This window comes from Dyella sp., assembly GCF_035685885.1.
In the GTDB taxonomy this organism is placed as follows: domain Bacteria; phylum Pseudomonadota; class Gammaproteobacteria; order Xanthomonadales; family Rhodanobacteraceae; genus Dyella.
In genome coordinates, this window is record NZ_DASRZX010000070.1 from 1 (window position 1) to 11394 (window position 11394).

General features: G+C 62.7%; 12 protein-coding genes. 7 read left to right on the top strand and 5 right to left on the bottom strand.

Features of this window, described 5'->3' with window-relative positions; genetic code table 11:
- From VFG49_RS08900 to VFG49_RS08915, 4 genes are all read left to right on the top strand, one after another.
- Window positions 1-336: hypothetical protein (locus VFG49_RS08900; protein ID WP_324859576.1), on the top strand; the 336-nt coding region annotated here is incomplete at its 5' end.
- Between the two features lie 149 nt (window positions 337-485).
- Window positions 486-1046 (top strand): hypothetical protein, encoded by a 561-nt coding sequence (locus VFG49_RS08905; RefSeq protein ID WP_324859578.1) that lies wholly within the window; start codon window positions 486-488, stop codon window positions 1044-1046.
- A 403-nt stretch (window positions 1047-1449) separates the two neighbouring features.
- The gene (locus VFG49_RS08910) at window positions 1450-1635 is read left to right on the top strand and encodes a CsgG/HfaB family protein (RefSeq protein WP_324859580.1); all 186 of its coding nucleotides are present in this window, start codon (window positions 1450-1452) and stop codon (window positions 1633-1635) included.
- A gap of 361 nt (window positions 1636-1996) precedes the next feature.
- Entirely contained in the window at window positions 1997-3040 is a 1044-nt protein-coding gene (locus VFG49_RS08915; RefSeq protein ID WP_324859582.1) for a hypothetical protein, read from the top strand.
- A 333-nt stretch (window positions 3041-3373) separates the two neighbouring features.
- Here VFG49_RS08915 and VFG49_RS08920 read toward each other — a convergent pair whose 3' ends face one another.
- A complete protein-coding gene (locus tag VFG49_RS08920; protein WP_324859584.1) occupies window positions 3374-4339 on the bottom strand; it encodes a GlxA family transcriptional regulator in 966 nt (321 codons plus the stop codon).
- Between the two features lie 110 nt (window positions 4340-4449).
- Here VFG49_RS08920 and VFG49_RS08925 point away from each other — a divergent pair, with 110 nt between their 5' ends.
- Window positions 4450-5088, top strand: coding sequence for a cysteine hydrolase family protein (locus VFG49_RS08925; protein WP_324859585.1), 639 nt, complete (start codon window positions 4450-4452; stop codon window positions 5086-5088).
- Here the strand turns inward: VFG49_RS08925 and aat are convergent.
- The 4 genes from aat to trxB all read right to left on the bottom strand — a co-directional run bounded on the left by aat (window position 5077) and on the right by trxB (window position 8910).
- Window positions 5077-5805, bottom strand: a complete 729-nt coding sequence (gene aat, locus VFG49_RS08930; protein ID WP_324859587.1) for a leucyl/phenylalanyl-tRNA--protein transferase — start codon at window positions 5803-5805, stop codon at window positions 5077-5079. The genes VFG49_RS08925 and aat overlap by 12 nt on opposite strands.
- Before the next feature lie 94 nt (window positions 5806-5899).
- A complete protein-coding gene (locus tag VFG49_RS08935; RefSeq protein WP_324859589.1) occupies window positions 5900-6397 on the bottom strand; it encodes a hypothetical protein in 498 nt (165 codons plus the stop codon).
- A 139-nt stretch (window positions 6398-6536) separates the two neighbouring features.
- On the bottom strand, window positions 6537-7682 hold the full coding sequence (locus VFG49_RS08940) for a GNAT family N-acetyltransferase (protein ID WP_324859591.1): 1146 nt from the start codon (window positions 7680-7682) through the stop codon (window positions 6537-6539).
- Window positions 7683-7944: 262 nt separating this feature from the next.
- A complete protein-coding gene (gene trxB, locus VFG49_RS08945) occupies window positions 7945-8910 on the bottom strand; it encodes a thioredoxin-disulfide reductase (protein ID WP_324859593.1) in 966 nt (321 codons plus the stop codon).
- 448 nt (window positions 8911-9358) lie between these two features.
- On the opposite strand from trxB, the gene VFG49_RS08950 reads away from it, so the two are divergent.
- Window positions 9359-10423: an alanine dehydrogenase gene (locus VFG49_RS08950; protein ID WP_324859595.1), complete on the top strand. Its 1065-nt coding sequence runs from the start codon at window positions 9359-9361 to the stop codon at window positions 10421-10423.
- A gap of 357 nt (window positions 10424-10780) precedes the next feature.
- Window positions 10781-11394: DNA translocase FtsK 4TM domain-containing protein (locus VFG49_RS08955; RefSeq protein WP_324859597.1), on the top strand; the 614-nt coding region annotated here is incomplete at its 3' end.

Below are 11394 nucleotides of genomic sequence, written 5' to 3' on the forward strand. Positions count from 1 at the left end.
TGGACTGTTGATGGCCAATTGCTTTCGCGCATCAGGGATTCTTATTGGGGTCAACTCCCTGATTCGAGTGGGTTCATTTGTTTCGAGGCAGTTTTCAAGCCTGATAACTGCTACGTCCTCGACGCCTACGGCAAGGAGCGCTACCGCCTTCGCGTGCCATGGGAGCTGACCGCGTATGACGTCCCGTCCGGGGCCAAGATGTGGTTCCGCAATGTGAGTACGCATCCAGACGGCCAATTCGGCGTGACCGCCTGGATCGAATACGCAGGCGACTTCTACTTCGAACTGGACTACCACGAAGGTCGTTTCCTCTGGGGTAAGGAAATCCGCTTCTAGTGGATTCGTTTGTTCACCAGCGCCAACGATGACATCGCCTACGGCAGCACGGCCAAGGGCAGCGCCAACGTCGCCATCGCCACCACCAGCAGCGATCGTGCCATGTGCGATAACTCGAACTTCCAACGTATTGGATTGCCCGGATGCCCGTGTCAAAAGCTACACACTCGTCCTTTCTAATAAAGTTCATTTACGGTCTAGCCATCCTTGCAGCAGGTCTTAGTGCCGGCTGCAGTGCGACCAAGAAGATCTCGCCGCGCTATCAGGAGCCTACGTCCGGTCCGCGGGCTCGTATTCGCGTCGTGGGTCTTACGCCGCGTGTCTACGCGGCAGCTTGTCCGTCTGGTGATGCTCAGCCAAACGGTCGCCTGACTGACTGGGGTGCCAGGCACCTTGGCAAACGCGATCTTGGCATTCCCAAGCAATTCACGTTAGGCGACGATGACTATGCTGAGGTGTATGTGCCAGCTGGTGGGCCGATCACGGTGACGTTCGGCATGACCAATCGGGCCGCCCGCGGAGCCTATGTCGAATATTGCGCTAACTCACGCGCCACCTTTATTCCGCGCGACGGGTACGACTACGAAGTGCGCCAGGAGGTCTATGGCTTCTGCACAACCGGTGTGGCCGAGGTAACCAGGTCTTCCCAGGGCGTGCAGCTCACGCCGGTGATGCTGATGAACAATCAGTGCGGTGCCTGGCATCTATGACGCTGCTCCGTCACTGGTCACATGAGCGTTAAGCCCCCAATCCCTTTTGTGCCTCTCATCGAAGCGCAACTCGTCCACCGTGTGGGACTAACGAAAATTGGCCACTATCGCAAAACAGCACTCACGCCAGAAAGTGCACTCTGACCCCTGTTTTGGCCAACGGCACCATCGCGGTGCGCGACGGCAACGTGGACATCAGCGCGCTGAATCGCACCGCCACGCTAGACCAATAAGGTCTCAAGCCCATCTTCGATGCGCAGAAGGTGCAGGAGCAGCAGGAGATGGGTCAGGTGGCCGGCTATGTGGGCTTCCGCGCGGCGGGTGATCTCGCGGGGAAAATGGGGTGGGCCGAAGGGAGTCCGGAGTGCACGGTCCTCCATGGCGTCGTAGGTGCAGGCGGGGCATGATCTCTGACGGCATCGACCGCCTGGGAAGCCAGGCCAAAACCGTTTTGATTTTGCACCTGCAGCACACCCATCACTTTAACGTGTTGGAGCGCGACAACCTTGAGGAAATCGGGCGCGAGGCGGCGATCAAAAGCCAGGTGCAGCGCCTTAAGGGGTCGACTGCGTCATCACTGGCGACGTAACCGAATTTGAGCGCAAGAAGGTGACCACTCGGAATGGATGCTAGAAACGCCTGGGTTAACTCTGAACACTCATGTCGCCGCCTCCCGCGTGGCGGTACGTTCGTTGTCACCACAACGTAGGACGTCCCTCGCGACAGGAGGCAGCCCTGTCACTTTACGCAGCCATTGATCTGCATTCCAGCAACAGCGTGTTGGCCGTCATGGATAGCCAGGGCAACGCACTACTGCCGTGTCGACACCCCAACTAAGCCAGGTAAGCCAGGGGTCAGAGTGCACTTTTCCGGCCCGCACAAAAGCAATGCACTGATGCCCGCCTTTGCGAATGACGATCACGATACCCGCTCCGTCACCGGGAGCGACCATGCCTAGCCAACCTCATATCGACCTGGCTTACATTCCGCAGCATATTGTTCAGCGCGGCAACGACGGGCAGCCCGGCTTCTTTGTTGAAGCTGACTGCCAGCGCTTCGCGAATGCCGGACTTCGAAGCGTAACTCGTCCACCGTGTGGGGCTAACGAAAATTGGCCGCTATCGCAAAACAGCACTCACGCCAGAAAGTGCACTCTGACCCCTGTTTTGCGGCATGGCGACAGCCCCGTGCGCCGGACATCGGTGCGTGGCTTTGTGGCCTTCACTCTTTGTGTCGCCTCGACACATTTATTGGCGGGAGCGCCACCTCGCGAAGTGGCTTACTTAAGCGCGGCGAAGAAAATCGAGATGCGCATGGCCGATGGTCAGCTGACGGGCAAGATGCCCCGTCGGACTGAGCCTGATGCTAAACGTTGGCTCGCGGTGCTCTCTGATGCGAGGAGCGTGCTAGGCGACGCACCTTACGGCGAGGAGGACATGGGTGCGCTTATGGGCGTCTGTGGAAAGGCCAATGAAATTGCCGTGCGATACATGCTGGCCGGTGCGGAACGTCTCAAACCTCTGGTCGCCGACACCGCTGAGCTCAGCCGCAAGTTGCGCGAGCTGACTCAGTCGAACTCATATACATATCAGGACGAGCTCGCGGGACTCTTCGCGTTCAATGTCGCTTGCGAGGCTCGTGCCATAGTGCCCCTGAGTGCGCGGCTCGCATCCTTCAAACCTGAGGAGCTCACTCCAGTCCGTCGCGAAGGTGCAATGCAGGCGAGAACTGGCCTGTTCCAGATCATCAGCGGCGTCATCCTCGGTGCGGGTGATGCGAAGATCAGCCTGGATAACAGACTCCTGACGCTTCGCGCACTGGCGGACAATATTCGTCCCCTTGCATCGGCGCTACCGGAAACGATGCGTAGTGTTCTTGCTCAGGCGGCGCTGGCCGGTCGCGAACAAATCGATGGAAAGCTTCGTCCCACACTGGACGAGGTTGTCGATGGGCTAACGAGGCACTCAGCCTGCACAGGCATTTGTGCCTTGTAGTGGGTCGCGATTGCTTCGCATATGGAATGGTGCAAAAAGGTGTCAGGGTCGATGGAAGCGTAGAACTAATACGGCCTCTGAATCGCCCCGGGGTTTCGTGGAAGAAAGTGCACTCTGCCCCCGTTTTGCTTGACGTTCAGCAAATTTCGGAACCATGCCAGTGCCAAGGTAAGTTCGGCCAATCTCGGCGGCGAGAGCAGCATGCTCAGCGGCAGTAAATACGCCGCTGCGAAACGCATAGCTGGCAATTTGTGGGGGGCAGCGGCAATGACTTGCGTTCCAGTTCCACCCGGCCAGCAAAATCTTCTGCAACGGCATGGCCTGAGCGCCGAGTCAGGCGCTCGCTCGCGACTCGCAGAACGTGCGTCGGTAGTTGGTGGGCGATGTGCGGTAGACGCGTTGGAAATGCTGCCGCAATGTCACCGGCGAGCCGAGTCCGATGGCCGTGGCGATGCGATCGAGCGGTAGCTGGGTGGTTTCCAGCAAGCGTTGCGCTTCGCCCAGCCGTTGCGACAACAGCCAGTCGCCGAAACTGCTGCCGGTGATCTGGCGGAAATGACGGGTGAAGCTGCGGCGGCTCATGGCCGCCTTCTCGGCGATGTCGTCGAGGTTATGGTCGTGATCAAGGTGACGCTGTACCTGCTCCAGCAATCGCGCCATGCGTCGATCCGAAGGAGCCTCGGGCATCGGCTGTTCGATGAACTGCGCTTGGCCGCCGTGTCGGAAGGGCGGCACGACCATGCGTCGCGCAATGCGGCAGGCAACGTCGGAGCCCAGCATCTGGCGCACCAGGTGCAGGCAGCAATCGATACCAGCGGCCGCGCCGGCCGAGGTGACGATATGGCCTTCGTCCACATAGAGCACATCGGCATCCATCTGCACGGAGGGAAAGCGCTCGGCGAGATCGCGGGCCCAGCCCCAATGCGTGGTGGCAAGCTTGCCGTCGAGCAGTCCAGCGTGCGCAAGCACGTAGGCACCCAGGCAAAGGCCGACGATGCGCTTGCCGCGTGCAGCCGCCTTCTGCAGTTGCCGCAGCAGCGCTTCAGGCGGTGTTTCCTCCGGATCACGCCAGGACGGCACGATGATCACGTCCGCGCGCGCGAGTTCGTCCAGCCCGTAGTCCGTGCCGATGGAAAAGCCGGCGGCGCTGAGAATCCTGGGGCCTTCCACCGAGCACACGCGCAGCCGGAAAGGCGAGTTGCCTTCCGGCGTTGGCGACTGGAACACCGCGCAGGGCACGGAGAGATGGAAGGGGAGGATGCCTTCGAAGGCAACCACGGCGATGCGTATCTGCCGCATGGCAATTCCCGTTGGCCCGATTGCATCGATCATTGTCCTTCAGGCCACTCGTGCGCAAGTGTCCCCCGGCGCACCATGCACGCCATCCAGACACTCCAAGGAGTTGTGCCATGACTGTCTCCCCGCGCCGCGCATTGATCGTGATCGACGTGCAGAACGAGTACTTCACCGGCAACCTGCAGATCGAATACCCGCCGTCATCGCAATCGCTGGCCAACATCACCAGGATCATGGATGCAGCCAGCGCAGCAGGTGTGCCGGTGGTGGCGATCCAGCAGGATTCGCCCGCCGATGGCCCGGCCTTCGCCGTGGGAAGCCATGGCTGGGAGCTGCATGCCGAGGTGGCGCGGCGGCCACATGACGCCCTGTTCCACAAGCCCTTGCCCAGCGCATTCAGCGAAACGGGGCTTGGCGATTGGCTGCAGGCGCAGGGCGTCGATACGGTGACCGTCATCGGTTACATGACGCACAACTGCAACGACACGACGATCAAGCATGCGTTCGATCGCGGGTTGGCCGTTGAATTCGTGCACGATGCCTCTGGCGCGGTGTCCTATGCCAATCACGCGGGTTATGCGAGCGCCGAGGAAATCCATCGCGTGTTCAGCGTGGTGGAACAGTCGCGTTTTGCGGCCGTCTTGAGCACCGAGGAATGGCTGCATGCACTGGCAACCGGTGAGGCGCCGGTGCGGGATAACGTCCTGGACTCCTACCGTGCCGCGCAGGCGTTGCGTCGCTCAGCTGCCTGATGCGGTCAGTTGCGCCAGTGGTGTGAATTCGGCCCATGAGCCTGGCTGCCCGGGCAAGTGGGCCAGCTGGGTGACCATGCGCAGGAACTGTGGGCGCGGATATTCGACCGCGCCCAGTTGCAGCAGGTGCGCATTGGTGACCTGGGCGTCAATGAGCGGGAAATCCCACTGCCTCAGCAGCCGGGCAAGCCCCATGAGTGCCACGCGCGATCCACTACTTTCGCGACTGAACATGGATTCGCCGCAGAACAGGCGCCCCACGGCAATGCCGTAGATGCCGCCCACAAGTCGCCGGTCTTCCCACACTTCGACGCTGTGCGCGTGCCCCATCGCGTGCAGGTGGGTATAGGCCTCGGCCATGGCCGGGACAATCCACGTGCCGCTCTGGCCTGGGCGCGGCGCGGCGCAGGCATCCACCACATCCTGGAAGGCGTGATCCACCGTGATGCGCCACGAAACCTGGGCGAGGCGGCGCTTGAGGCTGCGATTGGGGCGCAGTGCCGCCGTGTGGAAAACACAGCGCGGATCAGGCGACCACCACAGCAACGGCTCGTCTTCGTTGAACCACGGAAAAATGCCCTGCGCATAGGCGGCCAACAGTCGGCGTGGCGACAGGTCGCCGCCGAACGCCAGCAGGCCATTGGGCTCGTTCAGTGCCTTGCGCGGATCGGGAAAATGCTCCGGCTTGGCCGTATCGAGCAGGGGCAAACGGATCATGGGGCGTCAGCAGTGCCGCAGGCGGTCGGATGGACGGGCCCATGCTAACGGCATGTCGCCATGAAATGGATGATTCCTGCGCAGCGAGTCGCGCCTACAGGGACGCCACGCGTGGACTGCGACGCAGCCTGGCCATGGTCGTCAGTCGCTCGGATGGCTTGAGGTTGACGATGCGATAACTGATCGCCACGCCGTGTGACGAGGCCACTTGGCGGTCGATGTGCACGGCGGTATGCACGTCGATCTGCAAGTGATCGGGCGACAGCCAGCGCACTTCCGGAGGCTGGTTCGCATCGTCGTCATCGTTACCATTGTCGACCGGTTCGTAGACCAGAATCGTACTGTCGCTGCCCAGCGCGCCGGCACCCTTGAGCTTGACGCGGACAAAACTCGCGATGCCGGCGGAATTGCAGGTTTCGCCGCTTACTTCCACGTCATAGCGTGAGCCGCCGCGAGTGATCGTCGAGGCGTCGCGCGTGCATGCGTACTGGTGCCAGGCAAACTGGCCCGCCCCGATGCCGGCAACCAGCACCATCGGCATGGCGCACAGTGTGAGTGCTGCGCCCAATCCAGAAGCTTGTTTCGCGTTCACGGCAAGTGGCTCCGTTCTGGCGCGCCGGAATGCCCGGCGCGTGCCCGCGAACCACATGCTGCTCCCGAAGTGTGTCAACGCGTCGACAACGGGCTGACGACTCGACTGGCCTCGTGCCGTGAAAAACAGGTGAGGACGTTCAGCGCGCCGTGCCGTGCCTTGCGTAAGGCGTGTGCGCGAGCAGTTCGTTGGCGTAGTCGTCGACGGCTTCGGTTTCGTGGGCGAGCGCCTCGCGCACGGCCGAGCGGAAACTGGTGTTCACGAGGTAGTGACGCGAATGCGTGCGTACCGGCAAAAAGCCGCGTGCCAGCTTGTGTTCGCCCTGCGCACCGGGCTCAAAGCGTTGAAGGCCGCGTTTGATGGCGTGCTCGATGCCTTGGTAATAGCAGAGTTCGAAATGAAGCCCTGGCACGTCCATGTCGGCGCCCCAGTAGCGTCCGTACAGCGTGTCGTGGCTCTGCAGGAACAGCGCCATGGCGACGATGTGTTCGCCTTGTCGCGCAAGCGCCACCTGGACGGCATCGCCCAGCGATTCTCCGAGGGCGGAAAAGAGCGTGCCAGTCAATGCGGCGTGGTTGCCCTTGGCATCGAAGGTGGCTTCGTAGAGTTCGTGGATGCGGCGCCACTCCGCCTGCGAAAGCTTGTCTCCACCATGCCACTCGATCGACAGCCCGCTGCGCGCCACGTGCTCGCGCTCCTGCCGGATGTTCTTTCGCTTCTTGTGGTTCAGTGCGCTGAGGAAGCCGGCGAAATCCGCGTAGCCGTGGTTATGCCAGTGGAACTGCACATCCGAGCGAACCAGCCAGTCGTGGTCGAAGGCCGGCAGTTCATCGTCGCGCAGGAAGTTGGCGTGTACCGATGAAAGGTTCATGCGTGCCGCGAACTGGCGCATGGCCGTGGTGAGTGACACGCGGTATTCCGCGGCGCGCGGTCCCACGCCTGCCAGCAGGCGCGGGCCGGGCACGGGCGAGTAGGGCACCGCATTGAGCAGCTTGGGGTAGTAATCGCCACCGGCACGCTCCCACGCACTGGCCCAGCTCCAGTCGAACACGAATTCGCCGTGCGAATTGCCCTTGAGATAGAGCGGCGCGGCAGCGACGAGTGTGCCGTGCTCATAAAGGCCCAGGTGATGCGCGCGCCAACCCCAGTCCGGGCGGATGCAGCCGGTGCGTTCGAGCAAGGACAGGAAGGCGTGCGAGACGAACGGGTTGTCGTCGGGACGCAGCGCATCCCACGCCTCGGCGGAGATGCTGTCGATGCTGTCGTGGAAGCGGGCTTCGATCACGTTGCTCTGAATTCGCCGAACCGTTACTACGTCGTCATTCCGGCGCACCCCCAAAAGGGGACAAGGGCCGGAATCCAATGGCATCGAGTGTGGTCGTCGCGAAAGACCTCAGTGCTGCCTTCTCACGAAGATCCAACGCTGCCGCTACTGGATGACCAGCTTCGCTGCTGTAAAGATCCTCCGGCATGCGCCGGAATGACGATCAAGGACGGACCGGCGCACCCTCGGGATCACCGAACGAATGCGCCGGAAGTTTGGGCCATCAGCCCACCGGACCCTGCTGATCCAGCCAGCGCTCGGCATCGAGTGCCGCCATGCAGCCGAAACCGGCCGACGTCACTGCCTGACGATACACGTGATCGGCCACGTCACCGGCAGCGAACACGCCTGGCACCGAGGTCATCGTCGCCATGCCGGCAAGACCGCTGCGGATCTTGATGTAGCCGTCGTGCATGTCCAGCTGGCCGTCGAAGATGCCGGTGTTGGGTGTGTGGCCGATGGCAACGAAGAAACCGGTGACCGGGATCTCGCGCGTCGCGCCGGAATTGATGTCCTTCACGCGCACGCCGGTCACGCCGGAGTTGTCGCCCAGCACTTCATCGACGGCATGGTTCCATACCAGCTCGATCTTGCCGGCAGCGGCCTTCTCGAACAGCTTGTCCTGCATGATCTTCTCGGCGCGCAGCTTGTCGCGGCGATGCACGAGATAGACCTTGCTGGCGATGTTGGACAAGTACAGTGCTTCTTCCACCGCGGTGTTGCCGCCGCCGACCACCGCTACTTCCTGCTCGCGGAAGAAGAAGCCGTCGCAAGTGGCGCAGGCAGACACGCCGCGGCCCTTGAAGTGCTCCTCGCTGGCGATGCCCAGATACTTGGCGGTGGCGCCGGTGGCGATGATCAGCGCGTCGCAGGTGTACTCGCCGGAATCACCCTTCAGGCGGAACGGGCGCTGCTTGAGGTCCACCGTATGGATGTGATCGAACACCATTTCCGTCTTGAAGCGCTCGGCATGTTCGGCCATGCGCTGCATCAGCGCCGGCCCCTGCAGCCCCTCGACATCCCCCGGCCAGTTGTCCACTTCCGTCGTCGTCATCAGCTGGCCGCCCTGCTGCAGGCCGGTGATCATGGTCGGCTTGAGATTGGCGCGGGCAGCGTAGACAGCGGCGGTGTAGCCGGCGGGACCGCTGCCCAGGATCAGCAGGCGGCTGTGCTTGGTGGCTGTGTTCATGCGTTCCTTCTATCCGCCAGGGGCGGTGGTGTTCGTGGATGGGTGGAAGCGGGTACCGGAGGCAGTTGGGACCATGCTCCGGCGAATGGTGTTTCGGCGCGCCCCACCAGCGGCGTTCCGAAGCTGGTTTTCAGCTGGATCAGGTCTATCCCTTTGACTTTGCTGCAAGTGCGCAACGGTGGTCTGCTCGCACAGCGTAGCGGGAATGTGAAAACGACCTGCCCGTCATGGTTATAATCCTTCGGGTTTGCTGGCGACTTGAACAGTCTTTCGCTCCATCCCCTGCAACGGTTTCTTGAGGCCGTATGACAGGTGCGGGAACGAGGCGTCCGAACCCGCAAGGATGGGGAAGACGCAGGTCCGATTCAAGGCTGCTGCACAGGTTTGCCGCGCCGGTCACGGCGGGGCGTCGTTGCCACTTGAAGCTTTCCCACAGGATTTACTCCCCATGCGTATCGGTATTCCCTCCGAAACCAAGACCCTCGAAGGTCGTGTCGCCCTTATCCCCGCTGCCGCCGCCGACCTGGTGCGCCGTGGCCATGAAGTCTTCATCCAGTCCGGTGCCGGCGAGAAGAGCGGCTTCTCCGACGAGGCCTACTCGAAGGTCGGCGTGAAGATCGCTGCGGATGCCGCTGCCCTGTACGAGGCCGGCGAGCTGATCGTGAAGGTGAAGGAGCCGGTTGCCGGCGACCTCGCCCTGCTCAAGAAGCACCACCTGCTGTTCTGCTACCTGCACCTGGCCGCCGAGCCGGAGTTGACCAAGCGCCTGCTTGAGATCGGCCTCACCGGCGTGGCGTTCGAGTCGGTGGAAGAGAACGGCGGCCTGCCGCTGCTGCTGCCGATGTCGGTGATCGCCGGCCGCATCGCCACCCAGATCGGCACCACGCTGCTGCATCGCCCGCAGGGCGGCAAGGGCAAGCTGCTGGGCGGCATGGCCTCCACGCCGCGCGGCAAGGTCGTCGTGCTGGGCGCCGGCGCTGCCGGTGGCAACGCTGCTGCGCTGGCCGCCGCTGCCGGCGCCAACGTGGTGGTGTTCGACAAGCGCCACGACCGCCTGGCCGAGATGATGGCGATGGGCCCGAACGTGACCGCGCTGTACGCCTATGAGTCCTCGGTGGCCGAAGAAGTCGCCACGGCCGACCTCGTGGTCGGCGCCGTGCTGATCCCGAGCGCCAAGGCGCCGCGCGTCGTCACCGAAGCCATGGTCAAGACCATGGAAAAGGGTAGCGTGCTCGTGGACATCTCCATCGACCAGGGCGGCTGCTTCGAGACCTCGCGTCCGACCACCTGGAAGGAGCCGACCTACGACGTGCACGGCGTAACGCACTTCTGCGTCACGAATATGCCGGGTGCCGTTCCGCAGACCTCGTCGGTGGCGATTTCTGCCGCTATCCTCCCGTACGTGCAGCGTCTGGCCGCCGGCAACGAATGGCGGCAGTTCGAACCGCTGCGCGGGGGCATCAACGTCGACGGCGGCGAGCTGGTTCATCCGGCGCTCAAGGGCATGATCTAAGGTCTAGCCTGCCGTTTCGACGGATGTAACAAGGGCCGGCCGCCATGATGGCGGCCGGTCTCATGATTAGAGTCAGCTCAATATCTCTGCATAGCCCGCGCCGGGAGCTGTTTGCCCGCAGGGCAAGGAAGAACGAGGAAGTGTATGTCGATACACGACCGAGTGATGACGCGGGCCGGGGGGCAAACAGGCCCGGCCCGTAGGGTTGAGCCAGCGCACCCGCCAGCAAGCGGCGCGCGGCTCGACCTGACGGCCAGTCAGGCGCTTCGCCACGCTCCACTTGCTGGCGGGCGTGCTGGCACAACGCGGGCTATGCAGAGATATTGAGCTGACTCTCCAGACAGGAAAAGGACCACGGTGCCGCGTAGCGCGAACGTCAAGAAGGAAAAGCAGCGCGAGGGACTCAGCGAAGAGCTGAAGCGCCGCTTGCGCGAGGCCGGGGCGCTGCTGCTGCTGCCGCTGGCGCTGTATCTGCTGGTCTGCCTGTTCAGCTACAACGACCAGGATCCGAGCTGGGGCCACGTCGGCACCGTTGAGCACGCACGCAACTTCGGAGGCTCCATCGGCGCCAACATCGCCAATGTGCTTCGCTATATCTTCGGGCTGGTTTCCTACTGCTTCCCGCTGTTGCTGCTATTCCTGGGTATCCAGGTGCTGCGTCATCGCGGCGAGCGCACCGTGCAGCCCTGGGAACCCTCGTTGCGCCTGATCGGTTCGGTGTTCTTCTTCATCACCGCGCCGGCGCTGCTCTATCTCAATTTCAACGACGAGCCGGTGCTGCCCCAGGGCGTGGGCGGCATCATCGGCATGTGGGTTGGTCGTGGCCTGTTGAGCGCACTGGGCGACAAGGGCGCGCCGCTGCTGCTGCTCGCGCTGTTCCTGGTGGCGGTGACGCTGGCCACTGGCCTTTCCTGGTTCAAGGTGATGGACCTGACCGGGCAGGGCGTGCTCAGGCTCGCCGGCTGGTTTGG

Bases quoted from the DNA above. Each gene is read 5' to 3' on its own strand.
- VFG49_RS08910 (WP_324859580.1), top strand. From the start codon at position 1,450: ATGATCTCTGACGGCATCGACCGCCTGGGAAGCCAGGCCAAAACCGTT.
- VFG49_RS08915 (WP_324859582.1), top strand. From the start codon at position 1,997: ATGCCTAGCCAACCTCATATCGACCTGGCTTACATTCCGCAGCATATT.
- VFG49_RS08920 (WP_324859584.1), bottom strand. From the start codon at position 4,339: ATGCGGCAGATACGCATCGCCGTGGTTGCCTTCGAAGGCATCCTCCCC.
- VFG49_RS08925 (WP_324859585.1), top strand. From the start codon at position 4,450: ATGACTGTCTCCCCGCGCCGCGCATTGATCGTGATCGACGTGCAGAAC.
- aat (WP_324859587.1), bottom strand. From the start codon at position 5,805: ATGATCCGTTTGCCCCTGCTCGATACGGCCAAGCCGGAGCATTTTCCC.
- trxB (WP_324859593.1), bottom strand. From the start codon at position 8,910: ATGAACACAGCCACCAAGCACAGCCGCCTGCTGATCCTGGGCAGCGGT.
- VFG49_RS08950 (WP_324859595.1), top strand. From the start codon at position 9,359: ATGCGTATCGGTATTCCCTCCGAAACCAAGACCCTCGAAGGTCGTGTC.